The 25,734-nt window shown below is 61.7% G+C and carries 31 protein-coding genes; all 31 read left to right on the top strand.

Annotated features, from left to right (window positions below):
* Positions 1 to 24: 24 nt before the first annotated feature.
* The 31 genes from ACOYW2_RS13265 (at position 25) to ACOYW2_RS13115 (ending at position 25,699) form a co-directional block, all read left to right on the top strand.
* On the top strand, positions 25 to 249 hold the full coding sequence (locus tag ACOYW2_RS13265; RefSeq protein ID WP_482415939.1) for a RebB family R body protein: 225 nt from the start codon (positions 25 to 27) through the stop codon (positions 247 to 249).
* Between the two features lie 170 nt (positions 250 to 419).
* On the top strand, positions 420 to 647 hold the full coding sequence (locus ACOYW2_RS13260; protein WP_180141840.1) for a RebB family R body protein: 228 nt from the start codon (positions 420 to 422) through the stop codon (positions 645 to 647).
* Between the two features lie 113 nt (positions 648 to 760).
* Positions 761 to 985: a RebB family R body protein gene (locus ACOYW2_RS13255; protein ID WP_180141838.1), complete on the top strand. Its 225-nt coding sequence runs from the start codon at positions 761 to 763 to the stop codon at positions 983 to 985.
* A gap of 27 nt (positions 986 to 1,012) precedes the next feature.
* Positions 1,013 to 1,240 (top strand): RebB family R body protein, encoded by a 228-nt coding sequence (locus ACOYW2_RS13250; protein ID WP_092210099.1) that lies wholly within the window; start codon positions 1,013 to 1,015, stop codon positions 1,238 to 1,240.
* Positions 1,241 to 1,392: 152 nt separating this feature from the next.
* Positions 1,393 to 1,620, top strand: a complete 228-nt coding sequence (locus ACOYW2_RS13245; protein WP_092210098.1) for a RebB family R body protein — start codon at positions 1,393 to 1,395, stop codon at positions 1,618 to 1,620.
* 78 nt (positions 1,621 to 1,698) lie between these two features.
* A complete protein-coding gene (locus tag ACOYW2_RS13240; protein ID WP_218951047.1) occupies positions 1,699 to 1,965 on the top strand; it encodes a RebB family R body protein in 267 nt (88 codons plus the stop codon).
* Between the two features lie 80 nt (positions 1,966 to 2,045).
* Positions 2,046 to 2,405 (top strand): hypothetical protein, encoded by a 360-nt coding sequence (locus tag ACOYW2_RS13235; protein WP_482415940.1) that lies wholly within the window; start codon positions 2,046 to 2,048, stop codon positions 2,403 to 2,405.
* Between the two features lie 85 nt (positions 2,406 to 2,490).
* Entirely contained in the window at positions 2,491 to 4,623 is a 2,133-nt protein-coding gene (locus ACOYW2_RS13230) for a hypothetical protein (protein ID WP_482770716.1), read from the top strand.
* Between the two features lie 110 nt (positions 4,624 to 4,733).
* Positions 4,734 to 5,399: a hypothetical protein gene (locus tag ACOYW2_RS13225; protein ID WP_482770715.1), complete on the top strand. Its 666-nt coding sequence runs from the start codon at positions 4,734 to 4,736 to the stop codon at positions 5,397 to 5,399.
* 88 nt (positions 5,400 to 5,487) lie between these two features.
* The gene (locus ACOYW2_RS13220; protein ID WP_482415943.1) at positions 5,488 to 6,291 is read left to right on the top strand and encodes a peptidoglycan-binding protein; all 804 of its coding nucleotides are present in this window, start codon (positions 5,488 to 5,490) and stop codon (positions 6,289 to 6,291) included.
* A 159-nt stretch (positions 6,292 to 6,450) separates the two neighbouring features.
* A complete protein-coding gene (locus ACOYW2_RS13215) occupies positions 6,451 to 7,941 on the top strand; it encodes a DUF6765 family protein (RefSeq protein WP_482770714.1) in 1,491 nt (496 codons plus the stop codon).
* Positions 7,942 to 8,150: 209 nt separating this feature from the next.
* Positions 8,151 to 8,732, top strand: a complete 582-nt coding sequence (locus ACOYW2_RS13210) for a Pvc16 family protein (protein ID WP_482770713.1) — start codon at positions 8,151 to 8,153, stop codon at positions 8,730 to 8,732.
* The gene (locus ACOYW2_RS13205; protein WP_482770712.1) at positions 8,729 to 9,598 is read left to right on the top strand and encodes a hypothetical protein; all 870 of its coding nucleotides are present in this window, start codon (positions 8,729 to 8,731) and stop codon (positions 9,596 to 9,598) included. Before ACOYW2_RS13210 ends, ACOYW2_RS13205 begins: the two co-directional genes overlap by 4 nt.
* Before the next feature lie 2 nt (positions 9,599 to 9,600).
* Positions 9,601 to 11,190 (top strand): phage tail sheath family protein, encoded by a 1,590-nt coding sequence (locus tag ACOYW2_RS13200; RefSeq protein WP_482415947.1) that lies wholly within the window; start codon positions 9,601 to 9,603, stop codon positions 11,188 to 11,190.
* 72 nt (positions 11,191 to 11,262) lie between these two features.
* On the top strand, positions 11,263 to 11,721 hold the full coding sequence (locus tag ACOYW2_RS13195) for a phage tail protein (protein ID WP_092210079.1): 459 nt from the start codon (positions 11,263 to 11,265) through the stop codon (positions 11,719 to 11,721).
* Positions 11,722 to 11,755: 34 nt separating this feature from the next.
* Positions 11,756 to 12,256, top strand: a complete 501-nt coding sequence (locus tag ACOYW2_RS13190) for a phage tail protein (RefSeq protein WP_482415948.1) — start codon at positions 11,756 to 11,758, stop codon at positions 12,254 to 12,256.
* Between the two features lie 14 nt (positions 12,257 to 12,270).
* The gene (locus ACOYW2_RS13185; RefSeq protein WP_180141817.1) at positions 12,271 to 12,441 is read left to right on the top strand and encodes a DUF5908 family protein; all 171 of its coding nucleotides are present in this window, start codon (positions 12,271 to 12,273) and stop codon (positions 12,439 to 12,441) included.
* On the top strand, positions 12,442 to 13,128 hold the full coding sequence (locus ACOYW2_RS13180; RefSeq protein WP_482415949.1) for a CIS tube protein: 687 nt from the start codon (positions 12,442 to 12,444) through the stop codon (positions 13,126 to 13,128).
* 3 nt (positions 13,129 to 13,131) lie between these two features.
* Positions 13,132 to 14,922, top strand: coding sequence for a type VI secretion system tip protein VgrG (gene vgrG, locus ACOYW2_RS13175; RefSeq protein ID WP_482770711.1), 1,791 nt, complete (start codon positions 13,132 to 13,134; stop codon positions 14,920 to 14,922).
* On the top strand, positions 14,922 to 15,224 hold the full coding sequence (locus tag ACOYW2_RS13170; RefSeq protein WP_180141811.1) for a PAAR domain-containing protein: 303 nt from the start codon (positions 14,922 to 14,924) through the stop codon (positions 15,222 to 15,224). The genes vgrG and ACOYW2_RS13170 overlap by 1 nt, the downstream gene beginning before the upstream one ends.
* 3 nt (positions 15,225 to 15,227) lie before the next feature.
* Positions 15,228 to 15,638 carry a GPW/gp25 family protein gene (locus ACOYW2_RS13165; RefSeq protein WP_482415951.1) on the top strand — a complete coding sequence of 137 codons (411 nt, stop codon included), beginning with the start codon at positions 15,228 to 15,230 and terminating at the stop codon, positions 15,636 to 15,638.
* The gene (locus ACOYW2_RS13160) at positions 15,639 to 18,086 is read left to right on the top strand and encodes a hypothetical protein (protein WP_482770710.1); all 2,448 of its coding nucleotides are present in this window, start codon (positions 15,639 to 15,641) and stop codon (positions 18,084 to 18,086) included.
* Positions 18,080 to 19,339, top strand: coding sequence for a hypothetical protein (locus ACOYW2_RS13155; RefSeq protein WP_482770709.1), 1,260 nt, complete (start codon positions 18,080 to 18,082; stop codon positions 19,337 to 19,339). The genes ACOYW2_RS13160 and ACOYW2_RS13155 overlap by 7 nt, the downstream gene beginning before the upstream one ends.
* 18 nt (positions 19,340 to 19,357) lie before the next feature.
* Positions 19,358 to 20,107, top strand: a complete 750-nt coding sequence (locus ACOYW2_RS13150) for a hypothetical protein (protein ID WP_482423306.1) — start codon at positions 19,358 to 19,360, stop codon at positions 20,105 to 20,107.
* A 1-nt stretch (position 20,108) separates the two neighbouring features.
* The gene (locus ACOYW2_RS13145) at positions 20,109 to 21,590 is read left to right on the top strand and encodes a hypothetical protein (RefSeq protein ID WP_482770708.1); all 1,482 of its coding nucleotides are present in this window, start codon (positions 20,109 to 20,111) and stop codon (positions 21,588 to 21,590) included.
* A complete protein-coding gene (locus ACOYW2_RS13140) occupies positions 21,535 to 21,777 on the top strand; it encodes a hypothetical protein (RefSeq protein ID WP_482423304.1) in 243 nt (80 codons plus the stop codon). Before ACOYW2_RS13145 ends, ACOYW2_RS13140 begins: the two co-directional genes overlap by 56 nt.
* 27 nt (positions 21,778 to 21,804) lie before the next feature.
* Positions 21,805 to 22,065: a hypothetical protein gene (locus tag ACOYW2_RS13135; RefSeq protein ID WP_482770707.1), complete on the top strand. Its 261-nt coding sequence runs from the start codon at positions 21,805 to 21,807 to the stop codon at positions 22,063 to 22,065.
* Positions 22,049 to 22,510, top strand: a complete 462-nt coding sequence (locus tag ACOYW2_RS13130) for a hypothetical protein (RefSeq protein ID WP_482770706.1) — start codon at positions 22,049 to 22,051, stop codon at positions 22,508 to 22,510. The genes ACOYW2_RS13135 and ACOYW2_RS13130 overlap by 17 nt, the downstream gene beginning before the upstream one ends.
* A gap of 39 nt (positions 22,511 to 22,549) precedes the next feature.
* Entirely contained in the window at positions 22,550 to 22,948 is a 399-nt protein-coding gene (locus tag ACOYW2_RS13125) for a hypothetical protein (protein ID WP_482415955.1), read from the top strand.
* A gap of 15 nt (positions 22,949 to 22,963) precedes the next feature.
* Positions 22,964 to 23,449: a hypothetical protein gene (locus tag ACOYW2_RS13120; protein WP_482770705.1), complete on the top strand. Its 486-nt coding sequence runs from the start codon at positions 22,964 to 22,966 to the stop codon at positions 23,447 to 23,449.
* 129 nt (positions 23,450 to 23,578) lie between these two features.
* Positions 23,579 to 25,699, top strand: a complete 2,121-nt coding sequence (locus ACOYW2_RS13115; RefSeq protein WP_482770704.1) for a hypothetical protein — start codon at positions 23,579 to 23,581, stop codon at positions 25,697 to 25,699.
* Positions 25,700 to 25,734: the final 35 nt, after the last annotated feature.

Raw genomic sequence — 25,734 nt, 5'->3', positions numbered from 1 at the left:
CATTAATCTAAAAAGGAGAAGACAATGGCTCAACTGCAGGAAGTCAGCCCAGCGATCACGGATGCTGTCACGGAATCGAACTTGAGTGTGTTGGGTGAATCCCCAGCCATGGCCCTCGGCAGTCTTTACCAGACCATCGGTAACTCTGTGGCGATGGCTGCTGCCAACGCGGTGTATGCCCAGCAGCAGGCCAACGTCACGTTTCAGGCAGCCACTACCTTGGCCGTGAAAAAATTGATGGAAGATTGATGATGCACTGGGCAAGGGGCCCGGGGTCAGCCCGAAGCCGGCAAGCGTCCCCAAGGGACGGGCTGATCGGATGTCTTTATATCGCATCGTGGGCCCTGGCTCGGTTTTTTACCGGTCCGTGTGGTGGGTGTAAAACGTTCCGTTAACCCTTAAGACGAAAGGAGATGAGAATGCCTCAATTACCAGAGTTGACGCCTGCGGTGACTGATGCGGTGACCCAGAGCAACGTCAGCGTGTTGGGTGAGTCCCCGGCCATGGCCCTGGGCAGCCTGTATCAAACCATCGGCAACTCCGTTGCCATGTCGGCCGCCAACTCGGTGTATGCCCAGCAGCAGGCCAACGTCACGTATCAGACGGCCACGACCATCGGGCTGACCAGGATGCTTAACGGTCAATAATCCGGGCGGTGTAAGCGCAGCCGCCGGTTACCGTTGCCGGGTCGGTCCACAGCCACCGGTGACGTCGTTACCAGGTTTCATGCCTGACAACCCAAAACCATTAGGAGGTTAACATGCCGCAACTCGCCGAAATCAGCCCTGCCGTAACCGACGCAGTCACCCAGACCAACGTCAAGGTCCTTTCCGAGTCTCCTGCCATGGCCCTTGGCAGCCTGTACCAGACCATCGGCAACTCCGTGGCCATGGCTGCAGCCAACGCCGTGTATGCTCAACAGCAGGCCAACGTGACTTACCAAACGGCAACCACGGTTGCCATCACCAAGCTGGTTAACGGTTAACAAGCAGGACCCAACAGGAGGTAACAAATGGCTCAACTTCCCGAACTTAGCCCCGCCGTCACGGATGCCGTGACCCAGACCAACGTCAAGGTTCTTTCCGAGTCTCCCGCCATGGCCCTTGGCAGCCTGTACCAGACCATCGGCAACTCCGTGGCCATGGCTGCCGCCAACGCGGTTTACGCCCAGCAGCAGGCCAACGTGACCTACCAGACGGCCACCACCGTCAGCCTGGATAAGATGATCAACAGCAAGTAGTGCTCGGCCTCATCGCCTTCTTTAAGGCAAGGGCATCGTTTCACCTCTGTGTGGTATCCGTGGGCCCTGTCGCCGCGTCGGCGAGCGATGCCTCCTTTTAAGGGGGCACCAAGGCAGAATACCAACACCATTAAGACAAGGAGTGCAAGCAAATGGCACAACTTCCCGAACTCAGCCCGGCCGTCACCGATGCCGTGACTCAGACCAACGTGAAGGTTCTTTCCGAAGCACCGGCCATGGCCATGGGCAGCCTTTACCAGACCATCGGCAACTCCGTTGCCATGGCCGCCGCCAACGCGGTTTACGCGCAGCAGCAGGCCAATGTGACGCATCAGACCGCCACCACCGTGGCGATCACCAAGATGATCAATCCCAAGTAAGCACCACTGAAGCGCTGAATTCACCGGCCTTCATCCCGGAGGCCGGTGTTTTCAGTCGCCAACCGATGAGGGGGTTCAATGGCTGAGATGAACAAACCGGGTACCGACGCCGGCAATTCCGATGAGAACAAGGTGGATCCCAAAGTCCTGGATGCCGTCACCAGCACCAACGTAGCCGCCATCGGGGTGGCCTCCGATGAAGCCATGGCTGTTGCCTATGAATCCCTGGCTCACTCCCTGAGCCTGGTGATGCAAAATGCAGGCTCTACGCAGTACGGGATGAAACAGATCGAGGCCGCGGCGGTGGCAAAAACCTGTCAGAAAATTCTTTCTCTAATCAAATAAACGGTGGGCTGCTGAAAAGGACCCTGGGGTCGTAATGTCTGTTCCCTCCACCGCAAACCGAGACCAACAAAGGAAATGACATGACAGACAAACATGTTCACATTGCCGGAGCCAACAAGGAGATCGCCGCGAACCTGCAAGGGGAGAAGAAGAACTTTACCCCTCTGACCCAGGGGGCGGGCCAGGCTGTCCAGTCCATTGCCCAGTCCATCGCCATTGCGGTGCAGGACTCCGTGGACACCATGCGGAGCATGGCCACCGTTCAATCGGCCACCATCGGTGTGGCCACCCAGAAGTACATCGAAACCAGGGATCACGACTACATTCCCATTACCGAGCACTGCAAGGGCAACCTGAACAACTCCGTTGAGTACTGGGAACGCGTGGGCCTGACCGGCGCCTCCATCTTGAAGTCCTACAAGGAAATTTTCCAGAAATAGGCCCGGAGCGGCCACGGGGCCCGGACACGTCGTGCCCGCCGGGTTTGTCGGATATTTTTTGACGCCACACAGACGAGGACCAACCATGCAGACAGTCGGAAATTTCAATTCCCAGTTCGGGCGGGAGTTGCCCACGGAGCGGTATCTGGAGGCGATCACGGAACTGGCGAAAACGGATGAAAGGTACGTGTTTACCTGCTACCTGGGGCTGGTGCAGCGGGTTCTGGAGAACGTGACCGGAACCCTGGACACCCTTGATGAAGAGGGTGATGCCGAGGCGCAGGTTGAAGAGGTGTGCCTGACCCCGGGCCTGAACCTGGCCCGGATGATGGTGATCCACTGCGTGGCCCTGGGGGCGTTGATTCGCCTGTTTACGACCACACGCAGCGCGGATGACGACAGCCAGAGGATCTTTGACTCCTTCGACGACCTTGTGGTGGTGCCGGGGGCCACGGGGCCCGTGAAAAAAACGGGGATCGTGTCGAACCTGAAGCGCTACTTCAACGAGGCCAAGTTCGAGGCCAGTCACCTGACGAAAAGGCGCATTGTCCTCACCGAGAGCATCAACGCCTATTGCCTGAGGAACATCAAAAAGGCCCTGCATGTGGGAACGAGCATCACGGCCGCGGATGCGGGCATGGCCATCGAGCACCTGCCCGAAGAGGTGATATTCAAGGCCTTCAGTCTCCAGTTCGGTGTTGATGTGGGGCCGGAGAACGTGGATACCCTGGAGCACCTGGAAGGGTTTGTCAAAACCAACGGGCGCCAGGTGTACGACAACTACTGGAAGCCCCGGGGCATTGAAGGGGACCGGTATTACGCGGAAGCCTTTGCTCCGGTGGAGGGGTTCATCACCGGCCTTGCCAGGGGGCCCTTTGCCAAAATGATGCAGGTGGTCTGGTACGCAACCCACAGGTTCGGCAACGGGGACTCTCCGGCAACGCAGGTGCGTTTTTTGCTGAAAGTGCCTGATGTCCGGCCCGAGGGAAGCGGCTCCACGTCCAAGGACCTTGTGGATATCCTCTCCCTGTATGATCAGTGGGTTGCCTCCGGGGAAGGCCTTCAGTCAAGGCTGGTGGGGGTGGATCTCACGGGGCCCGAGGACGATGCCGTGGACGTGGAGGCGGTGAAATCCTTTTTCAATGAGCTGCACAACAGGGTTTTTATCGAACGGGACGATCTGCTGGTGGTGCACGTGGCCATGGACACCCTTCGCCTCTCCCGGGACGAGCTCATGGAGACCAATCCCTGGGCGGGCAAATGGGAGGATATCAAGAACCCCTTCAAACGGTTGCACGGGTATGTGAGCAACGAGCTCCTGATGAATTACGGCAAAATCAAGCGGCTGGCCCTGGAGCTGGAAGAGGCCAGACTGATCCGGTTTTGCTACAGCGGTCTGGAGGGGCGCATCGGGGAGCGGGACCCGGCCTTTGCCGCCCCTGCCATGGTGCTGAAAAAAGAGAGCTTCGAGGCTGTCAAGGGGCGCAAGCTCACCGTGCTGTATCGGGTGGTTTCGGCTTACCTTGCCAGTATCTTCAACTTCAAAAACGCCAAGCTCAGGCTCGGCTCCCTCACCCAGGTTGACGATGAGGTCCTGGACCTCATGGCCGGCACTGAAAATATCTACGTGGATCTTCGTCCCGGATGGACCATCCGGGAGGCGATTCAGAATCTCAATATCACCCCCCGGCAGCTGACCATCGCCAAGGAGCTGCTTCTGGTGGAGAGCGGCGTCGGCGCAGGGCGTGACAGCCGAAAGCGCGGCGGGGACCTTGTGGTCATCGAAAAAGCGGTGGAGATCCATACCCGGGAAAAGGGGGGCACGGAGCCTCCGAGGCAGACGATTCTTGCCCACTCGCCCATGGGCCATATCGTCGAGACGATTCCGTCGCAGTTTGTCCTGGGCGACGGCGGGGGAGGGACCGAGCGCATCGGCATCGCCAAGGAGTACGAGCTGTACAACGACCTGGTGGGCCTGCCCCGCCTGCTGGATGAAAACGTCAGGCGATATGCCGATTTTGCCCTGAACACCCGGTTTGAAAAGGGCGACAACAGCCTGGCGGCACCGGAACCGGTGAAAAGCGGTGAGCCCGAACCGCCCGCGGCATTGCCCGCGGCCGCCGCTCTTCCTTCCGATGAGCCCCGTCGTTCAGGCGAGGGGGAAGCCCCCCTGGATGACGACCTGCTGCTAGGCCATCTGTTTTATGACGATTATTAGTCGGGCCACGGCTCGGCACCTGATGGGGGGGGCGCGGCGGGCGGGCCGCAGCAGACGAGTCGACCCGCCACGGGTAGGCCCTGTGCCGGGATCCCTGTCTGCGTGAGTGCATGGACTGGGTCGACCGGTGGCATCTCCACCGGTCCCCGGGGGCGTTGGAGGTCCTGACCCTTTTGTGTGAATGGTTTCCGGGGCACCACAGCTGGCATCGGTCCCTCAAGGAGGTCGTCCGGGGACAGGCCCCTTTTCACCGGGTCGGGGCCCCGCAGGTCCGCTGTGCCTCCGATGCCCTGCAGCTCCTGCTTTCGGAGACCTTCACCACCGTGGAGGAGGGATATGCCCTGAGGCGGTGGGTGGATCGTCTGCTGACAAAGTCACCTGGCAGGCTCCGCGAATTTTTCTCTTCCCTGGGGGTGCACAGCACCGGAGGGCGCAGGCTGGTATGCGTGATGTCCGAGCGCCAGCTGGAGAAGATGGTGGAACGGATTGCCCCCGGCCCCGCGGACCGAATCCTTGACCTGGTGGCGGAGCTGGTCTCCGACCTCCAGGGCTTCCGCAAAGTGCCCGGGGGCCAGGGGCGATTCTGGGTCCTTGACGACGCACACCATGCGGTGGCCCGTATCTCGACGCAAGGTTGGGACCCCTGGGGGCGCGAGGCAAGGGTTTCCTGCCCGTATCGTTCCTTTTTTGAGGCCGATTACCGTCAGGACCCGTTGCTGCTGGTCTGGTCGGCGGTGTTGGGGGATCTTGCAGGCGAGGACCGGCGGTGCGGCTGACCCGGAGGGTGGGGAAGGCGAGCAGAAAACCGTGAACAACATTTCTGCGCAACGGTAACCGACGTTAATACCAGCAGGGAGGATCACCATGAAGATTTTGAAACAAGGCGATGGCTTTGCCCGTCAATCCCCGGAGTTGCGGCCGGATGTGAAAGTGTTGCAGCAGGCTTTGGTCAAGGCCGGGTACCCTGTGACCGCCGACGGCCTGTTCGGCAAGGGCACCGAGGACGCCCTGAAGCGGTTTCAGGCGGATCGGGGGCTTCCCGTCACCGGTGTGACGGATGCGGCAACCTGGAAGGCCCTTGGGGAGGACGGGGGTGTGTTGCGGGGCTTTCGGGGGGACGCAGCATGGGTTCATGCCCGGGAAGGCTATGCCGGGAAAGCCTACTGGCCCGGCGGCGAGTCAGGCGTGACCCTGGACCCGGGCATCGACCTCGGGTATGCCGACCTGGCCCTGGTGGAAAAGCTCTACGGGAAGCTGTTTTCCAGAGAGCAACTCAACGCCGTCAAAGCCGTGGCCGGGATCAAGGGCGAGGCGGCCAAGAAGGCCCTGGCGGCCGACCCCGTGCTCCAGGGCATCCGGGTGACCCGGGAGCAGTCCGACGTCATCTTCCCCTATGCGGCCGACCCGTATTGGAAAAAGATTGCCGGCCGATTCGAGACCCTGGCCGATAAGGACACCTTCCCCCCGGTCCAGACGGTGATGCTCTCCCTGGCCTACAACAGGGGACCCTACAACAAAGGCCTGGAGGTGTTGCGACAGCCCATCAGGGAGAAAAACTGGGCAAAGGTGGCCGATGTGGTGGGGGCCATGCAACAGGACCATCCCTTAGAGGGGATCCGGAAGCGCAGGCGCATGGAAGCGGAGTTGATTCGGTCCCACCTGAAATAGGTGGCGGTGCCCCGGTGTGATTTCGGATCATGACGGATCGATCGCGTTTTACCCTGTCGGGAGAACGGGGGGCATGTCTCCTGCAGCAATGTGGGGGGCCCATGGCGTTCGAGGGCGCGCCATGCCCCGTTCTCCCGTCCATTTTTAAGGAGGCCTGTGGTGGATCGAGATTTTCATTTTTTCGGGACGTTTACGGCTTCTGCGCTGGCCGGGTTTTCCGGGGCCGAGGCGCTGACCATCGCCACAGCGGCACAGTTCGTGGACGACTGCACCGAGGGCGTCACCCACAAGCCTCCCCCTCTCCACAGGTGCCCCAGGCAGGTGTGGGTGCTCTCTAGGGGCGGGTATGTCTTTACCCCCATCATCACGGCGGTGGAGGATATCACGGCCTGGGCCGGGGCCTTTGAAGCCGATGAAACCCGCCAGATCTGGATGCCTTTTCATTACCTGCCGGGCAATACCCCCAGCAACCTCGACCCGGTGACGGTGCGCAGGGGCAGGGCGAGGGAGTCCCTGGACTGCCTGTGCCGCCCCGGAAGCGAAGCGGCCCGGGAGCTTGTGAATTTTGCCGTGGCCCGGTACGGCGAGCTTGCGGCCGTGGACCGGCGCCTTGCCCTGATGCTGGTGGGGATCTGCATGCATGTGCTTGCAGACACCTACGCCCACCAGGATTTTGCCGGGAGCGCCTCCTCGGAGCTCAACGCCCCGAGTCAGGGCATCTGGCGAAACACCGGCTCTTTCACCAACAAGGGGCGCTGGAAGGGGCGTCGCTGGATACCTCGGGGGAAGAGTTACAGAGAGATCGCCTGGCCCTGGCGGGTGGCACAGGTGCCGGACTCCCCTTTAACCGCCTATTCCGATGTCCCCACAGACGCCACCCGCCTGGGGCACTGCCACATGGGTCACCTTCCGGACATCTCCTCCATCGCCTATGAGTTCTATCCCTGCTGGGCCGACGGCCGGACCGACACCAACCGGAACAATCCCGAGATATTCCTGACCTGCTTCATGGAGATGGTGCGCGCCCTCCGCGCCGTGCGGGACGGAGAGCGGTTTGCTTTCCTCGCCTCCGAGGCCGAGGCGGATGAGGCCTATGACCGGGACGCCTCGTTTTTTAAGCGGGTGAAGAAGGTCATCAGCCCGTCGGACCATGATCCGTGTGACCGTGATCTCTACGGTACAGGAATGAACCTGGCCTCGGACACCTGGTTCCGGGCGTCGGAAGAGCGGTGGGGGCGGCTGGTGTCTGAAGCGATAGAGCCGAATGTCCGTGTGGATATGGCGGTGTATGACGCCACACGGGATGCCTGGGCGGATCAGGTCAAGAGCGCAGGTGGCAGGGAAATGGCTGTCCGTGAGTTTACGGAGCTGCCCTTTGTCAAATGGAACTGCGCGGCCAAGGCGGTGTTTGCCCACCTGTTTCAACGGCTCCAGACCCCGGGCAACAGGATGAAGGTGCTGCCCTTTGACAAGACCTCGGCCTGCATGCCGTCCCAGTTTCATCTCCTTGACGCACTGCTGAATTTGGGTTCCCAGGGAAGCAGAGGCGGTGACGCACCATTCAGTAACCAGAGGTGGCGATTAGTCAGGAACCGTGCCCTCCAGAGAGCCACCACCCCCTTTGAAATCGAGACCCTGTTTTTCTGTTGAACACCCATGAATCCGTATCTCAACCGCAAGGGAGCTTCCATGAGGTCATCACTTCTGAACCATGCCTTACTCTTCATCATCCTCGGCGGGTGTGTTTCTGTTTTTTTCTCGGGGTTTACGGGGTGTTGACCTACGGAAGCCTGCTGGGCTTCTTTTTGGCAGCAGCGGTTGTACGTCAACGATTCTGCGGTGTTTGAGAAGGGGAGAGCATGCTTCACCATGCCATGCAGCACATCACGGCCTCACTGAACCGGTACTTAAAGGGACGCTTTGACCTGCCCCAGGATGTGGCGGTCATGTCCGGTATCCTGGATCAGGACGGAGCGGTTGAAACCCAGATTCACAACAAGCTGGTGGTGAGCCTGGTCAACCTTGAGAAGGAGCAGGTCCCTGCGGCTTTTATCCGTCATGGATCCGAGGAGACGGGGCTGACGAGCATGGGGTTTCCGCCCATTCACCTCAACGCCTATCTCCTTGTCTCCGCCTATTTTCCCGGCAGCAATTATGCCGAAGCCTTGAAGTTCATCTCTTATGCGGCCCTTTTTTTCCAGGGGAACCCCGTCTTTACCCGGGAAAATTCACCGGATCTGGAAGGTGACATCGAAAAGATCGTCATGGACATCGAAAACCTCAACTTGCGGGACCTGAGCAGTTTGTGGTCGGTGGTGAGCGGCAGGTACCTGCCCTCCATAGTCTATAAAATGCGCATCATCACCCTGGACTCCAGAGGCATCGGCAAGCAGGTGACCGAATTGTCCGGTACGGACCCGTCGGTGAGGAGGGCCCCGTGAAGACACTGTTTCTCCTTGAGGGGGAACACGCCTATTTCGGAACGGGGGGCGGGGCCGGGGTGTGCTTTGTCCCTACGCGGAGCAGCCGGTACATCGCGGACAAGGCGGGGCTCCGGTTTATTCCCCGGGAGAGCGGGCTCCGGATCTGCTTTGACCCCAGGGACCTTCCCAAGCTCAACGCCTACACCGAAGACACGGTGGAGCCCTTGGTGCTGACGATCCTGGTGCGCCCCGCCGGGGAGGATTTCTGGAACTACACGGCATTTCCCGAGGTGCCCCAAGGATGGTTTCTCATGGGCGCCAACACCGACGGCGACCTCGATCCTTTACTGTTTACCCGGAGCCCGGCGTCACCGGATTCTCTTGTGGGTGGGGACGCCTTGACGGCGGACGGCACCTGTTCGGGGGCGGAGCTGGCAACCACGCCGGCTGGCCTGGTGCGCCTGGCCTGCCGGGGCGAAAAAGGGCGGGACGCGTTGCAAGGCGCCCTGGAGGGAACCCCTCAGGCGTGCCGGTTTGTTTTCAAGAATCGAAAGACCTTCTGGCGTTACTTCATTCCCTGTGACGGAAACCCGGAGGACCTGCGTATCGACGATCGCAGCGGGAGCGTTTCCTTCGGCCTGGCAGGGGGCTTAAGGACGCGGGGGCATCCGTACTACGCCCGTTTTGTGTCGGATCGTCCCCTCGGGCTTCACCGAAAAGGGGAGGCCCGGTTTCAACTGACGTGCACCGGGGGCGGTCGGGCCCGGACCCTTGTGAAGGCGTTGCCCAATGCCCCGTCGGATCCTCTGCATTGTATGGCCTTGGACAGCGGAAAGGTGTATGTTTCGGATATTTTCGTCAATAACTACGTCTACGGGAGGTGAACATGGGTCAAATGAAGACACCGGGTGTCTACATTGTCGAAAAAAGTGCGTTTCCAAATTCGGTGGTGGAAGTGGCAACGGCCGTACCGGCCTTTATCGGCCATACGGAGATGGCGGTGAACGGTGGGAAATCCCTTGCCGGAAAGGCGTGGCGCATTACCTCCATGGCGGAGTTCCACAGCTTTTTCGGCGGGGGGCCTTCCCCCAAGTTCACCCTGGCAGAGGCTGCGGGGGGCGGTGGCGAGGCGGCAACACCCCCTGAAGGCGGGGAAGGGGCTGCAGCGGCTCCGGCCGAGGGGGGGGCTGCACCGGCCGCACCGGCGGAATCGGATTTTACCTTCAAGGACAAGGCCTACACCCTGGAGCAGTCCGAGGGGCGTTACATTCTCTACGACTCCATGCGCCTCTTTTTCCAGAACGGCGGCGGGCCCTGCTACATCGTCTCCGTGGGGGACTACAAGGCGCCCGTTGAGGCGGATCGCTTTAAAAAGGGCATCGAAGAGCTCATCAAGGAACAGGAGCCCACCATGGTGGTGGTGCCCGAGGCGGTGCTTCTTGAGGCAGCCGACTGCACCGGCGTCCAGCAGGCGGCCCTTCAGCACTGCGGCGGCAAGATGCGGAACCGTGTGGCCATCCTCGATGTGTACGACGGTTTCAAGGACCGTCAGGACCCTTCCGGCGACTGCGTCGACAACTTCCGAAACGCTCTGGGCATCAACTACCTTGATTTTGCGGCGGCCTACTACCCCTGGGTGGACACCTCCATCGTCCAGGACAAGGAGCTGAACTACGAGAGCATCGGCAACACGGACATGGTCAAGACGCTGATCTCCGACGAACTCGGCCTGGGGGAAGACGCAGGGGACGATCCCAAGAAGGCCCAGCTCAAAGAGACCCTTGAGAAGATGACGGACACCTCCCTGCCCGAGGATGAAAAAGAGCTCCTCAACAAAACCCTGGTGCAGGTCAGCCCCCTGTTCAAGACCATTTGCAAGGAACTCAAGGCCAAGCTGAACCGCCTGCCCCCTTCGGCGGCCATGGCCGGGGTCTACACCATGGTGGACAATGCCAGGGGCGTCTGGAAAGCCCCGGCCAATGTGAGCCTCAGCGCGGTGGTGGCCCCGTCCGTCAACATCACCCACGATGATCAGGAAGACCTTAACGTTCCCACCAGCGGCAAGTCCATCAACGCCATCCGCTCCTTTATCGGCGAGGGCGTCCTCTGCTGGGGGGCCAGGACCCTGGACGGCAACAGCCTGGACTGGCGCTACATCAACGTGCGCCGCACCATGATCATGCTGGAAGAGTCCATCCGCCTGGCCAGCAAGGCCTATGTGTTCGAGCCCAACGACGCCAACACCTGGGTGACGGTCAAGAGCATGATCGCCAACTTCCTGACCGGCATCTGGAAACGCGGCGGCCTGGCCGGTGCCGTGCCTTCGGACGCCTTCAGCGTCCATGTGGGGCTGGGGGAGACCATGACGCCGGAAGACATCCTTGAGGGGATCCTTCGCGTGACGGTCCTCGTGGCTGTCTCCCGACCCGCGGAGTTCATCGAGATCACCTTCCAGCAGCAGATGCAAAAGTCTTGACAGGGCTCTGCGATGCTGTAAGACAGCTTATCCAGCTGTGATGACAACAATCCTTAAAGGAGGAATGATGCCATGAGTGATGACGGTTCCGCACAATCGACCACTGTCTGGCCGATGCCGAAATTTCATTTTGAGGTGAAATGGGACTCGGAGGTGATGTCGTTTCAGGAGGTTTCCGGCCTGGATATTGAGGCTCAACCCATTGAATACCGCCACGGGGACAGTCCGGAGTTCTCCACCATCAAGATGCCCGGGATCAAGAAGAGCGGCAACGTGACCATGAAAAAGGGTGTCTTCAAGTCCGACAACAAGTTCTGGGACTGGTTCAACCAGATCAAGATGAACACCATCAAACGCGTTCCGGTGACCATCAGCCTTCTGGATGAGACCGGGGCCCCCACCATGGTCTGGACCCTGGCCAACGCCTGGCCCACCAAGATCCAGGCCACGGACATGAAGTCCGACGGCAATGAAGTGGCCATTGAGTCCATTGAGATTGCCCATGAGGGGCTGGTGATCGCCAACGCGTAATCGCCTCAGTCAGACACTATAGGGAGTCCGTACCATGGTAGCCATACCGGATGCAGGCCTCATGTCCGCTGCCCTTGGCGCAATGCTCGGTGGGTCCCTGCCGGCGGCATTTCACTTCCGGGTGGTCTTCTCGGCCACCCAGGGAACCACAGACACCTCGTTTCAGGAGGTGTCCGGCATCGGCTCGGAGATGGAGCTCGAAGAGGTGGTGGAAGGGGGAGAGAACCGCTACGTCCACAGGCTTCCCAAGGGGGTCAGGCACCCCAGGCTCGTTCTGAAACGGGGGGTGGCCGACGCCTCCTCCCCGTTGGTGATCTGGTGCAAGTCCGTGTTCGAGTCGGGGTGCCATGTGGCCCTGGTGCCCATGCCCATTCTGGTTTTTCTGCTGGACGAGAACCGGCTCCCTGCCCGAGGGTGGTTCTTTGCCAACGCCTACCCGGTGAACTGGAAGATGGACCCCTTCAATGCCACCGGCAACGAGGTGGCCATCGAAGAGATTGAGCTGAGTTACAACCACATGTTTCGCATTGTCTGACAAAGGAGGCTTTCATGGCGGTTGAGATTCGCGAGATGGTGGTGCGGACCACCATCTCCTCAAGCCCTGCGAAGGAGCCGCGCGAGTCCCTTTCCTGCAGCGGCATGGAGCAGGTGAAGCGGGAGGTGGTGGCCGTCTGCATGGAGCGGCTCGCCGACTATCTTGCCAGGCAGAAGGAGCGATAGATGACGGCATCGGGGCTCAAGAAAAAGCTGAAGCTTACCACGGTTGCCGTGAGCAAGGGCAAGCTGGGGGCCGAGGGCGACAGCTTTGAGGTGATGATCAACCCGGCCGGTTTCTCAAGGACCCTGGGGATCTGCTTCAGCGAGGATCAGGCCCAGGGTGCCATCGGCAGCGAGCAGAAGTTTACCCGGGTCAGCCCGGACAAACTCTCCTTCGACATTGTCCTGGACGGCACCGGGGTGGTGGAGGTACCCGAGGGAGGGGACGGGGCAGACGACGTCAAGACCCAGGTGAAGAACCTGCGGACCGTGGTGAGCCGCTACGAGGGCAGCATCCACGATGTCAACGTGGTGAAGATCCTCTGGGGCACCACCCTGTTTTACGGCCGCCTGGATACCCTGGAACTCGAATACACCCTCTTCAAACCCGACGGGGACCCTTTGCGCGCCAAGGTAAAGATGAGCTTTACCGAGTTTCTCAGCAAAGAGGAGGAGGTGAAGAAAAAGGCCAACGAATCCCCGGACATGACCCATCTCATCGAGGTGATGGCCTTTGACACCCTGCCGGCCCTGTGCCGCAAAATCTACGGTGACGATGCGTACTACCCGGATGTGGCCCGCATCAACAACCTGGTCAATTTCAGGCGGATCGAACCCGGAACCCGCCTTCGGTTTCCCCCCTTGAGGTAACCTGTGCCCGACTCCCCGAAAAAAGAGGCCGACGGTGTCTTAAAGCTGGTGGTGAAGAGCGGCGGCAACGAGGTGGATGAAAAAAAGTGCCGGGTGATCTCAGCCATCGTGGACAAGAAGATCAACCGCATCCCCTGGGCCCAGCTGGTGCTCATCGACGGCGACATGAGCGACAAAACCTTTGAGGTGAGCAGCGATGCCGCCTTTAAGCCCGGCGCCGAGATCATCCTGGAGGTGGGCTACGGCAAGACGGCGGTGCCGGTGTTCAAGGGCGTGGTGATCACCCACGGTATCAACATCCACGAGGGGGGCTCCCACCTGGTGGTGGAGTGCCGGGACAAGGCCGTGGCCCTGTGTACCCTGAGGAAAAACACCAACCACACGGACAGCTCGGACAGCGATATCCTTTCTAAAATGATCAAGGCCTGCTCGGGCCTTTCCGCGGACGTGGCATCCACCCGCCCCGTGCATCCCCGCATGGTGCAGTACCAGGCCACGGACTGGGATTTCATGCTCACCCGTGCCGACGCCAACGGGCTTCTGGTGACGGTGGAGGACGCAAAGGTCTCGGTGAAGCCTCCCAAGACCGACGGAGAGGCGGTGCTCAAGGTCACCTGGGGGGACGATTTGGTACGGTTCCGTGCGGAGATGGACGCCCGCCAGCAGGTGGCGGCATCCCGGGGCGTCTCCTGGGACCCCAAGACCCTTGCCATTGCGGAAAAGACCGGCTCCAAACCCTCGCTTCAGGCCCAGGGGAACGTCACCACGGACCAGCTCGCCAAGGTGGTGAAGGCCGACAAGGCGGTGCTGCGAAGCGCCGTGCCCATGGAGGGGGATTCCCTCAAGGCCTGGGCCGACGCCAGGATGCTGAAGGCGGGCATGGCACGCATACGGGGGACCATGCGGTTCCAGGGCAGCGCCAAGGTCTCTCCCGGGGACCTGGTGGAGGTGGAAGGGGTGGGGGACCGGTTCAACGGCAAGGTCTTCGTGGCAACGGTCCATCACGACATCTCCCTGGGGGACTGGTACACCGACGTGGAGTTCGGCCTGTCCCCGGAGTGGTTTTCAGAACGGGAGGACATCTCCCCGCCCAAGGCGTCGGGGCAGCTCCCCGGGGTGGACGGGATCCAGGTGGGGCTGGTGACCAAGCTCGACGCAGACCCGGCCAAAGAGACCCGCATCCAGGTCTCCCTGCCCGTCATGGAGAACAGCACCCAGGGGATCTGGGCCCGGCTGTCCACCCTGTACGGCACCAACGGCGCCGGCACCTTTTTTATCCCGGAGGTGGGGGACGAGGTGGTGCTGGGCTTTTTCAACTCAGATCCCCGCCACCCTGTGATCCTCGGGTCCCTTCAGGGCAGCCGCCACAAGATGCCGAACCAGCCCGAAGCCAAGAACAACACCAAGGCCATCGTCACCCGGGAGAAGATGAAGATCACTTTTGACGAGGAGAAGAAGGTGATCACCGTGGAGACCCCGGGGGGCAACAAGATGACCATCAGCGACGACGCCAAGGGCATCACCCTGGAAGACCAGAACAAAAACACCCTGACCTTGAACGACAAGGGCATCACCCTGGACAGCCCCAAGGACATCAAGGTCACGGCCAAAGGCAAGATCACCCTGGATGCCATGGGCGCGGCAAGTGTTACCTCCAAATCGGACGTCAAGCTCAAAGGGATGAACGTCAACGCGGCCGCCGACGTTGGGCTGGTGGCCAAGGGAAACGCCAGCGCCGAGCTCTCGGCCTCGGGCCAGACCACGGTGAAGGGCGCCATGGTGATGATCAACTGATGCCTCCTGCAGCCCGCCTCACAGACATGCACACCTGCCCCATGCAGACCCCTGCCTTCCCCTCGCCCATCCCCCACGTGGGCGGTCCCGTGACAGGACCCGGAGTTCCCACCGTCCTCATCGGCAAGATGCCCGCCTCGGTGCTGGGGGACACCTGCGTTTGCGTCGGCCCCCCGGACGCGGTGGCCAAAGGATCGGCCACGGTGCTGATCGGCGGACGGCCTGCAGCCCGGGTGGGCGATACCACGGCCCACGGCGGCACCATCGCCATGGGCTGCCTGACGGTGATGATCGGAGGATAACCCATGGACGATACATCCCTGTTTCTCGGCTCGGGCTGGAGCTTTCCTCCCTCCTTTACGGGAAAAGGGCGCCAGGCCAGCATGGCCCAGGGAGAGACGGACATCAGGGAGAGCCTCCGCCTGCTTCTCTCCACGGTCCCCGGAGAGCGGGTGATGCAGCCGGAGTACGGGTGCAGCCTCTCCTCCATGGTGTTCGAGACCTTTGACCGGAGCACCCTCACCGATGTTGAGGACCGGGTGAAACGGGCGATCTTGTTCTTTGAGCCGCGCATCATCGTGGAGCGGGTGATGGTGGACCTCTCCAGGGAGCCGGAAGGCTACCTCTCCATTGTGGTCTCCTACCGCGTCCGTGCCACCAATAACCGCAGCAACATCGTCTATCCTTTCTACTTCCTCGAAGGAACCAACCTGTAGATGACCTCTGTCATTCACCGACAGTGCCACCCCCTCACCGACACCGACGGCACCGGGCGGGACGATCGCCTGAAAGGGCTGCCCGCTCCGTCGGACCTGGCCGTGGACGGCATGGACCTGACGCGTCGCCTGGCCCTTGCCGCCGCGTTTTCCGGCCAGGTGGCCTTCATCGGCGACACGAACCTTCCGGCTGGAAGCTGGAAAGGGCTCTTCACCTCCGATGCCACCATGCTGTTGTCCCTCATCGCCTGCTCGCCCCTGGAAGACGCCGAAAAGAAGATGCGGCGGTACAGGGGGCGTCACCGGGGTGAGGCGGCCTGGGATATGGGACGGGTGATCTACCGTGTGGCCCGGTTGCTCAACGACTGGTACCAGGCCCTTTCCGCATGCGACGGCCGTGAACCTTCGGAGCTGGGCAGGACCCTCTCCGAGCTGATCCGAAGCAGCCTGAGGGATGCCCTGGCCGCCCTGTGCCTTGCCGGTGAAGCCCTTGAGCAGGAGCTTGCCGACAAGCGCCCCTTTGTAAGCCCTTCAACCTTTCACACCGTGTGGGCCCTTAGAGAGCGCATGGCAGCCCTGGCAGCGGCTGAGGAGACCGGCAGGGGGGTGCACGCGGACCTGTTTTCGCCCTTTTACAACGCGGCCCTTCACATCCGGGAGAAGGCCCGGCAGCTGGTACCCCGCACCCTTTCCGACGGGGACCACGATCCGTCCGCCGGGCTCTTCATCGCCTTTCTCACGCTGTACCAGAGGGCCGCGGACCGCATCAACGAGATGCCCGGACGCCACAGGGACCTCTATTACGATGGCATCCTCGGCTTTTCCAAGAAGGCGGGGCGCTCGGACAGCCTCTACCTGGCCCTGTTCCCCGACGGGTCGCGACCGGTGGTCCCCGTTCCGTCGGATACCCTGTTTTTCGGAGGAAAAGAGAGCCTGGGCCATGATGTGGGTTGTCGGACGGCCCGCCCGCTCTCCGTCCATCAGGGGAGGGTGGCCAGGGTGGAGACCCTCTTTTTTGAACGGCACCCGCTGATTACCCCGGAGTGTGACCTGGGCCTGGTGAGCTCCGTGCACCATGCCGCACGGGCATTGGAGGATCCCGCCGAAGAGGACGCTTCCGGGGACGGCTCCGGGTGGAGCCTTTTCGGTGCCCATCACTGCGAGGGGGAGGATGGAAAGGAAGCGACCCTCGGGTTTGCCGTGGCCTCCCCGCTGCTCCTTCTTGCCGAGGGCCGTCGGCACATCGAGATGACGGTTCACACCCATGCCCTGGATGGCGAGACGTCCGACCTTTTCGAGCGAACCTTAAAGACCCTGGAGAAGAGCCGCAAAGAGGGGAGCACAGGGGCTCTCCGCCTTCTATTCGGCAACGCTTTTCACCTCTATATCTCGGCGGAAGGGGGCTGGTTTTCGGTGTCCGACTGCACCTTGTCCGTGTCGCTGTCCGGGCCGGGGCCGGTCCTCACCTTCCAGATGGAGCTGGAACCCCGGGATCCTGCCGTGGTGCCCTGCACCGGTGAGGACGGACCCGCCGGAGACATGAGTCTGGGCGAACCCGGGGTTCCCGTGCTCCGGGCCGTGTTGAACCCCAAGGCCCATGTGAATCCGTACACCCTTTTGTCCCGACTGAAGCTGACGCGTATCGGCCTCGAGGTGAAGGTGACCGGGGCCCGGAACCTGAGCCTGGCCAACAACCTGGGGATGCTGGACGTCAACACCCCCTTTGCCCCCTTCGGGCCCTTGCCCAGGTGCGGATCGTTTCTGGTCCTCGGTCATCGGGAGTCTGCGGGAAAAGAGATGACAAAGCTGGCCGTGGAGTTCGCCTGGTCAGACCTTCCCACCCTGTCCGGTGGGTTTGCCGAATACTACCGGACCTACGGGCGGCCCGTGGACAACGGCTCCTTCAAGGTGACCCTGGCGGTCCTCAAACAGGGGCAATGGGTGGAAGAGAGCGGGCATCCCGGGTACCGCCTGTTGACAATACAGGCCGGGGAGAAACCGGCGGCAGCGGGCAGGCTGGTCTGCACCAGCGAAAAGCTTCTGGATGCCGTACCCGATGAAGAGGGGGCCTTTGTCTTCGGCCCGGGCGTGCGCAACGGGTTTTTCAGGTTCCAGCTTTCTGCCCCGGAGATGGGCTTCGGGCACGGGATCTATCCGCAGCTTCTCACGCGTGGCCTGATGCAAGAGTCCAGGACCAAGGGAAAGCTGGCCGTGGACCTGCCCAACGCCCCTTACACGCCCATGGTCTCGGGGGTGAGTCTCTCCTACGACGCCGTGGAGACCCTGGATCTCTCCTGCGGTCAGGGTTCCGGACGCTTCTATCACCTCTACCCTTCGGGCTATGACCGGCTGGACGACCGTGAAGAGGGGGAGGAGATTCCCCTGATTCCCCATGCCGACGGGGGCGCAGCTTATCAGAATAGCGGCAACGCCTTTGCGGCATGGTGAACCTTCTCTTCTGTCTGGAGGGAGACGGCCTTCACTCTTTTCACCTCCCCCTGCCCGAGACCCGGTGGGCTTACCTTGAGGCAGACCGCTGGCAGGCACTCCCCGAACGCTCCGTGCTCCTGGACAGCACCCGGGGCTTCCTCACCTCAGGCCTGGTGGTCCTGGATCTGCCGCCCGAAGGGATCCCCAAAGAACACACAGTGATGCCCACCGGTCTCTTCTGGCTGAGGGCCGTGCCCACGGTGCCGTCCGGGGACCCGGCCACCCTCCAGCGGGTCATGGGTTCCCTGAGCCGCTGCCGGACCGTGGTGCTCAACGGTGTCCCTGCCCGCCTGGAACATGACACCGCAGCCGATGCCACCGTGCCTTGCGGAAGCCCTTTTCGGCCTGCCGCGCCCCTGGCCGGGGTGGGGACGGTGCGTCAGTTCATGGATTCCTTCGGGGGGAAGGGAGAAGAGACCGCCGAAGAGCGCATGGCCCGCATCGGTGAGCGGTTGCGCCACAAAGGGCGGGCCGTGACGCCCTGGGACGTGGAGCGGATTCTTCTGGAACGGGAACCCGGCATCCGAAAGATCAAGTGCTTCCCCGGCATGAGCCTTGAGCGCAGGCACCATCCGGGCCGGGTGCTGGTGGCGGTGCTGCCCGACCGGCAGGGAAGGGACAGCGGCCCCCCGCTCTTCACCATCCTGGAGCTGGGGCGCATGGCCGCAAGCCTCCGGGGCCTGCTTCCGGCCCATGCCGAGGTGGATGTGATCAACCCCGTCTATGAGAGGATCCAGGTGCGGTGCACCCTTGTCCTGAAAGAGGGGCAGGGGGACGCCCTGAAACGGGTCCATCGGTCCGTCAGCGATTTTCTTTCGCCCTGGGTGCCGGAGGTTGGGTATCCGGCCCGTTTCGGCTGGTGCGTCCGCGAGGTGGAGGTGGAAGCCCACATCGCCGCCCATCCGGACGTGGTGTCCGTCACCGATTTTTCCATGCTGCACCTGACCCGGTCCCCGGAAGAGGGCCACGCCATGATTGATACGGTGATCATGGAAGACAAGCGGGCCGATGAGGTGGCCCAGCGCCCCTGTGAGGGCATCGCCGATGAGGAGGTCTCCATCACCCGAAAGGAGATCGGCCCCAAGAACCCCTGGAGCATCGCGGTCCCGGCGGACGCACACTATTTTCAGACCATTCCCGAGCCCCGCCCCATTGCCCCCCAGCGCACAGGCATCGGGGAGCTCGAAGTGGGGCGGACATTCATTGTTTGACAAAGGGAGCGAACCTTAATGGCCCAGCAGAACCGCAACACCCTGAAAAAGTACTTTAAGAAGGGCGCCCTGCCGACGGAGAAGCAGTTTGCGGACTTGATCGATTCGGTGATCAACATCATCGACGACGGCTTTGAGAAGTCCGCGGAGCACGGCCTGAAGATCGCCGCCATCGGGGAGCGGGAGAAGCTGATCAGCTTTTTCCGGAAGATGGAGATGGTCTGCCCGGACTGGTCCATGGGGATCCATCCGGATACGGGGCGCTTTCACCTGCGCAACGGGGAGAACAAGAGCCTTTTGACCCTGACCCCGGAGGGAAAGGTGGGCCTCGGGTGCGACGACCCCCGGTCCGACCTCGACCTCCACGGCACCTTTGCCCTGGAAGGGTGCACAGGCCGCTTTCGCAACGGGGTGATCCCGGCGGATGGTCGCTGGCACACCCTGGTGAGCGGGCTTGACGGGTGCCAGGCCTTTGAGGTCATGGCCGGGGCCGGGAAAAAGAGGGAAGGGCGCTATTCACTGGTGCACGCCGTGGCCCTGAACACCTTCAGGGGACGGGGAAAGGTCGTTATGCACCAGGCTTACTTCGATGCCCGGCGCAACCGCATCCTGATTCGCTGGCGCGGGAAACGCCACGACTATCGCCTTGAGATGCGCACGTGCCGGGCCTACGGGGGCGATGCCGCCGTTCGGTACGGCCTCACGCGCCTCTGGGACGATCCGTTTATGGACACCTGCGTGCTGCCGTCCGATGAAGGGCAGGTGTGACATGGGCACCCTGGTCCTGAAAAAACGGGACTTCAGCCGGGACGACACCAGCTTTGAACGCCTTCGGGCAGAAGGACTCCGCCTGGTTCAGGAGCTCTGCAGCGAGGTGTGGACGGATTACAACCTCCACGATCCCGGGGTCACCATGCTGGAGCACCTCTGCTACGGCATCACCGACCTGGTCCATCGCACGGGATTTCCCACCGCAGACTATTTTACCGGAGAAGAGGGATTTGTCCCCGAGGCCGTGGGCATGTTCCGGCCCGAGGCGATCCTGCCCTGCGGGCCGGTTACGGGCGAGGATGTGGAAAAGCATCTTTTCGACCGGTTGGACGGGGTGGAGAATGTCTGGGCCGAAGCCCTGCCCGCCGGGCTGTGGCGGCTCCTTTTGCGGGCGGCACCCGGGGTGGACGCCTCTGCCCTGGCCGCAGAAGCGCGGGAGGCCTACCATGAGGTTCGCAACCTGGGGGAGGATCTTCAGGAGGTGGTGGTTCTCACCGAAGACCCCTACGCCCTGGAGGCGGAGATGGAACTGGACGGCTCCCGGCCTCCCTCCACGGTCATGGCCGAGGTCTACCACGTCTGCAACGGGCTCCTGGCCCCGGGGTTGCGGCCGGAGTCTCACCTGGCGGTGCTGGAGGATGGGATGGAGCCCGCCGACATATTCCATGGCCCCCTGACCCGTCACGGGATCCTGTCGCGGCGCGGGCGCTCCCAGGTGGCGGAGAGAGTGGCCGTCACCGAGGTGATCGGCGCGGTCCGCAAAGTCAAAGGAGTGGTGTCGGTGAAAAAACTCTGTTTTTTCAAAGGGGGGCTTCGTCACTTTGTCTGCATCCAGCGCGCGAGCCAGGGGTGCGTGCTCTCCCTTGATATTCCCGAGCGGGCCTCTGAAAACCGGGTGACGTTTTACCTCGACGGCAAGGGCCTTGCCGTGGACATCGATCAATTCAAGGGGCTCTATTCTGCCCTGGAGTACGGGGGCCGACGGCCCGCACCCCATGATCCTGCTTCCCTGTACACCCTGCCTGCGGCCACGTTTCGGAATTTCGGCGACTACACCTCCATCCAGGACCATTTCCCCAATGTCTACGGGATCAACGCCTTTGGCGTGCCCCCCACCTATTCTGCAGAGAGGAAAGCCGCCGCCCGGCAGCTTAAAGGGTACCTGGCCCTGATGGAGCAGTTCCTGGCCGACGGCATGGCCACCCTGGACGCTCTACTGCTCGGTATTCCTCTTCCCGGAACCCCGGGTGAGGCAGACCCGGTTCGGGGCGTTTCTGGGCCCCGACCACATCAGCGGCATGGACGAGCTCCGTACCAAAAAGGACCCGGAGGCTTCCCATACAGCCCTTTTGAGAAAACACGACGATTTTCACCGGCGCCGCAACGGGTTCCTCTCCCACCTCCTGGCCCTGTACGGGGAGGCCGTGGATGCCGAGCCCCTTCGTCGGGACGGCAGTTACTTCAGCGACACCGCCCTTGAGGAGTCCCTGATCCAGGTGCGCATCGCCCTGTTGAAGCGGCTCCCCGAGATCTCTGCCCACAGGTTCCGGGGGGCGTGCCTGACCACCCCTCCGGAAGGGCATCGAAACATCCCCCCGTTTCAAATGAAATGCGAGATCCTGCTGGGGTTTTACCACCACAAAAGCGACTTAGTTGTCTCCCTGTAGGCTGTCACCCGGGACAGCCTCCAACTTGTGTCCGATGACGACTACCTGAGTCGGTATGGCGGGGCCCTTGCCACGGATCCGGAGGCCGAAGATCCCGGGCAGATGGTGCCGGTCTCCCCCACACCCAGGGATCCCCGGCTCACCTGCGGGGCCGTGCGCGAACTCCTGGCGTCCGTGGAGCCCTTGGCCACCACCCCACTTCGATTCCCTTCTTCGGGGCGGGGGGCGCCTGGAGAGTTACCGGCTGATTCACCTCTCCGAGTGCGACGATGTGCAGATCGCCTTTAACGCGGGGGGCTCCTGGGTCTACCTGGGCAGCACCCGGACCATCTGGCGGGCCACCCACCTGGTGCACCTGCTGCGCCGCTACCTCATGTACCTCAACATGGCCACCGAAGGGATGCATGTGGTGGAGCACATCCTCCTCAGGCCCCGGCCACCGGACACGGCCCCGGATATCCCCGCAGACGAGTTTTACCCCCACCGTATCAGCATCCTGTTTCCGGACTGGAGTGACCGGTTTGCAAACCCGGTCTTCCGCGAGACCGCCATGGAAATGGTGGCCGGTCAGCTTCCGGCCCACCTGCTGCCCTCTTTTCTCTTTCTCTCCTTTGACGAGATGCTCCACTTCGAAACCCTTCGGACCCGCTGGCAGGAAGCCCTGGCACGCGGGGACGAGAGTCTTCAGGACGAGTTGGCCGAGGCCCTGAGGACGTTTCTGGAACGAGCCTGATACCCTGCCGCCTGCAAAAAAGAAACCAAAGGAAGACACATGGAAATCATTGTGCTGCTGGCCCATGGCGAGGCCTCGGACGGTTGTTTTTCGCATCCGAAGATACGGGTCATTGCCAGGGCGGGAGGTCCGCTGTGCGGAAGCGAAGTCCGGGACTACCTCCGCGGGGCCTCCGCCCCGGAGTGCGCCACGTGTTCTTCGGGTGCTTTTTCCGGGATCAGCGACGCAGAGTGCAGCCGGGATCTCGGGGTGATCCCCGGGGCCGGGCCCGGGTTCGTGGACAGCGGCAGGCGAAGCGGCGGCGCCCTGTCGGGAAACCGGGTGTTTGTGCTGCGGGGGACAACGGTGTCGTTCCATGAGATCGCTGAGTTTGCCCAACCCTATCGGAAGGTGATCCTGCTGCCCTGCAGCCGGGAACCGAGTCACATGACTTCATGACAACGGAGGAGAATCATGCCTGCAAACTGTTTGGCCTACGCCTGCGGCAGAGAAGAGATCCCCATGGCCGTCGAGCATTGTCCGGGATGGGAAGTGTGGTGCAAAAACAACGAGAAAAAAAAGGCCCTGACCTGGGGCTACCTGGCCTGTGCCGTTGTGTACCTGGCCACGGTGACCGGGGGGCGGCCCGATAAAAAGAACGTGTTCCGAAGCAAAGAGACCATCAACGGGTACGGCCTGGAACTTCTCAGGATCCTTACGGGAAAGAACGACGGGCAATACCTCAGCGCCCGGGGCCGGATCCCGGAGGAGGGGGACCTGCTCATCTGCGGAACCCCGGCGGATCCTCACTACGTGCGGTACGCCGACGGGACCTTCACCGGGCAACCGGCGGCTGCGGATATCCAGTTCGAGGCCGTGGTTACCGGGGAGACCCTGATGCAGTACACGGACATCGCCGGGGGACGCCGGAACTACGGGATACGGGGGACCTTTCGATGAACGGCTGATGTTTGGGACAGGTAACAGCGGCGGTTTTGCCCCGGCCGTGTGTCGGGCGGCACCCGCCTCGTATACATTCGGTGCCGCAACGGCACACAAACAGAACCCACCTGGGGAGGACAACAACGCATGAAACGGATGAAGGTTGCAACCAAACGTGAAATCGACAGTGAAATCACCGGGCAGCTCTTGAAAATCGATGCCATCCGAGGGGAGCTGATGGCCTATGCCAACCGGTTCATGGAAAAGTACCACACCGACAACCGCCCGCTGCTCGATGCCCTTCCCCTCCATGAGCTCTGTTCCCTGAGCGTCAAGGGCGGCCTGGGCCTGAGCAACCTCAAGGCCCAGATCAGCCCCAACCCTCCGGATACCCTTGTCTGGGACGGGTACGCCGGGGATTGCGACCTGAACCTCATCGTGAAACACGACAAGATCCCCAAGGGTAAAACCGTGGGAGAGGTTATGGCCGCCGTGGCCCAGCGCATCAAGATCCTTCTGGTGGAGAGCATCGAAGACACCCGGTACAGCACCCTCCTTGAACATCTGCCCCATGGCGCCCTGGGCGGGGACAAGCTCTATCGGTGCTCCCAGCTGGAGGCCCTGGCAAAGCTCATTGATTTTGCTTCAAAGAAACTGGACATGCCCCTTCAGGTCCCTGTGGAGATGGCAGGGGCCAAGACCATCGTCAACGTGTTCAAGGACCTTATCCCTGTTCTCACCGCCGTGGGCGGTGCCAACCTGAAAAGGGTGTTTGATCTGATCACCACGGCCGATTCCAAGGACTGGCTGGTGTACTGCACCGATACGGTGTTTTTCGTCTCTGACCTCAACCGGGTGAACTCTGCCTGGAACGATGTGGACCACAGCTTTTTCCCCTACGCCCCGGGCCGCATAGATGCCCTGGGCCATGAGGTCTCGGAGCTGGCCATCGAGCAGCAGAAGGCGCGCCAGAAAGAGGCGGAGGGCCATCAGCCCTACGGCGTGTTCAAGGTCATCACCTCGGACTTCAGGTACAGCCGCAGGGACATCTCCGAAGGGTCTGTCTCCGATGACGAGGACACCCTCTTTGAACCTGAGGAGAGCTACAACCTCTCCATGTACGCCAACAACCTCATCGATGACTTTACCCTGATCCGGACGGCTTTGAAATTTCTCGGATACTCCGTGGAGTACCGGGACGTGCCGGAAAACTCTCCCGAGGCGGAAAAGCTCGATGTGCGGAACGGCGCGGCCAAGTGCGAGTTCGTGGATGTGGCCGTGCCCCACATCACTTCTCCGGAATGGTATTTCTGCCAGGACCGTACCTACTACCACCAGATCCCAGATCCCGTCCCCGACGGCCAGTGGGGCTTCAAGGTCTGTGATTTTGACTACCAGCTGGAGGAGAACGTCAACCTCATCATCGAGAACTCCTGCGGTCTCAGCCACAGCGCCCACAAGCTGGGCAAGCGCATCGCCCGCATGAAAGAAACCTGGGTGCATTGTGACCATGTGCAGGTGTTTCCCAGGAAGCACGGCGGGCCCAGCCCTGCCAGCATCAGGGATCCCTTTGACGCCCCCAAGGCCCTTGTGGACTCTTTTTGCCGGGATTATGAGTTGCTCTACTCCATCCATACGCTTCCGGACTGGCTCTACGACGGGATGTTCCTTTCCCTTAAAGAGTTAAAGGACAAGGCGGATGACGGGTCGGCGGAGGATGTGGTGGGGGCTGCGAAAAAACTCGGTGAAACCGGCATCTTTGAAATGATGTGCATGGCAGATGTGGTGGACGGCCCGGCCATCGCAGAGCTCAGGGCCTTGCTGGAAGACGGGCATATCAAGGTCAACTGGGTGGTGGCCGCCTACCTTCTTCTCAAGGCGAGTCGGGTGTCCGACGTGATCTGGTTTCCCACCTTCGGGATTATCCAGGTGGAAAATCCTGAACAGGTCCAGAAGGCCCTTGCCGTAACGAACAACAGCAATGTTCCCATGGCTGCGGGGGATTTGATCAAGGTGGACTGGGATGCCAGGCCCGGGGTGCCGCCCCTGACCTACTTTACCCTTCTGGCCCAGGACATCATGGGGCCTTCCCCCGATCACCCCACGCCCTTTTTCGGCCCCGGCCTGGATGCCTCCCGCCGTGCGATTTATCGCGAAATCCGGTTCCGGCTTCGACGCGCCAACAACCAGATGCTGCGCATTGCCTACGGACGCATGCTCAACGCCTTGATGCGGGGTGCCGCAGAGAGCTTCTCCCTGGAAAAATAGTCGATTTCTCATATACCAACTCGAACAGGTGAAAG

The organism is Desulfoluna sp. CLI2B (genome assembly GCF_056847375.1).
This window is presented reverse-complemented; position numbering and strand designations above follow the sequence as displayed.

Coding starts and splice junctions, on each gene's coding strand:
- ACOYW2_RS13210 (WP_482770713.1), top strand. CDS start 8,151: ATGCTTCACCATGCCATGCAGCACATCACGGCCTCACTGAACCGGTAC.
- ACOYW2_RS13195 (WP_092210079.1), top strand. CDS start 11,263: ATGAGTGATGACGGTTCCGCACAATCGACCACTGTCTGGCCGATGCCG.
- ACOYW2_RS13255 (WP_180141838.1), top strand. CDS start 761: ATGCCGCAACTCGCCGAAATCAGCCCTGCCGTAACCGACGCAGTCACC.
- ACOYW2_RS13190 (WP_482415948.1), top strand. CDS start 11,756: ATGGTAGCCATACCGGATGCAGGCCTCATGTCCGCTGCCCTTGGCGCA.
- ACOYW2_RS13225 (WP_482770715.1), top strand. CDS start 4,734: ATGGACTGGGTCGACCGGTGGCATCTCCACCGGTCCCCGGGGGCGTTG.
- ACOYW2_RS13125 (WP_482415955.1), top strand. CDS start 22,550: ATGGAAATCATTGTGCTGCTGGCCCATGGCGAGGCCTCGGACGGTTGT.
- ACOYW2_RS13265 (WP_482415939.1), top strand. CDS start 25: ATGGCTCAACTGCAGGAAGTCAGCCCAGCGATCACGGATGCTGTCACG.
- ACOYW2_RS13240 (WP_218951047.1), top strand. CDS start 1,699: ATGGCTGAGATGAACAAACCGGGTACCGACGCCGGCAATTCCGATGAG.
- ACOYW2_RS13165 (WP_482415951.1), top strand. CDS start 15,228: ATGGACGATACATCCCTGTTTCTCGGCTCGGGCTGGAGCTTTCCTCCC.
- ACOYW2_RS13120 (WP_482770705.1), top strand. CDS start 22,964: ATGCCTGCAAACTGTTTGGCCTACGCCTGCGGCAGAGAAGAGATCCCC.
- ACOYW2_RS13115 (WP_482770704.1), top strand. CDS start 23,579: ATGAAACGGATGAAGGTTGCAACCAAACGTGAAATCGACAGTGAAATC.
- ACOYW2_RS13170 (WP_180141811.1), top strand. CDS start 14,922: ATGCCTCCTGCAGCCCGCCTCACAGACATGCACACCTGCCCCATGCAG.
- ACOYW2_RS13160 (WP_482770710.1), top strand. CDS start 15,639: ATGACCTCTGTCATTCACCGACAGTGCCACCCCCTCACCGACACCGAC.
- ACOYW2_RS13180 (WP_482415949.1), top strand. CDS start 12,442: ATGACGGCATCGGGGCTCAAGAAAAAGCTGAAGCTTACCACGGTTGCC.
- ACOYW2_RS13155 (WP_482770709.1), top strand. CDS start 18,080: ATGGTGAACCTTCTCTTCTGTCTGGAGGGAGACGGCCTTCACTCTTTT.
- ACOYW2_RS13260 (WP_180141840.1), top strand. CDS start 420: ATGCCTCAATTACCAGAGTTGACGCCTGCGGTGACTGATGCGGTGACC.
- ACOYW2_RS13185 (WP_180141817.1), top strand. CDS start 12,271: ATGGCGGTTGAGATTCGCGAGATGGTGGTGCGGACCACCATCTCCTCA.
- ACOYW2_RS13200 (WP_482415947.1), top strand. CDS start 9,601: ATGGGTCAAATGAAGACACCGGGTGTCTACATTGTCGAAAAAAGTGCG.
- ACOYW2_RS13150 (WP_482423306.1), top strand. CDS start 19,358: ATGGCCCAGCAGAACCGCAACACCCTGAAAAAGTACTTTAAGAAGGGC.
- ACOYW2_RS13230 (WP_482770716.1), top strand. CDS start 2,491: ATGCAGACAGTCGGAAATTTCAATTCCCAGTTCGGGCGGGAGTTGCCC.
- ACOYW2_RS13145 (WP_482770708.1), top strand. CDS start 20,109: ATGGGCACCCTGGTCCTGAAAAAACGGGACTTCAGCCGGGACGACACC.
- ACOYW2_RS13250 (WP_092210099.1), top strand. CDS start 1,013: ATGGCTCAACTTCCCGAACTTAGCCCCGCCGTCACGGATGCCGTGACC.
- ACOYW2_RS13220 (WP_482415943.1), top strand. CDS start 5,488: ATGAAGATTTTGAAACAAGGCGATGGCTTTGCCCGTCAATCCCCGGAG.
- ACOYW2_RS13235 (WP_482415940.1), top strand. CDS start 2,046: ATGACAGACAAACATGTTCACATTGCCGGAGCCAACAAGGAGATCGCC.
- ACOYW2_RS13245 (WP_092210098.1), top strand. CDS start 1,393: ATGGCACAACTTCCCGAACTCAGCCCGGCCGTCACCGATGCCGTGACT.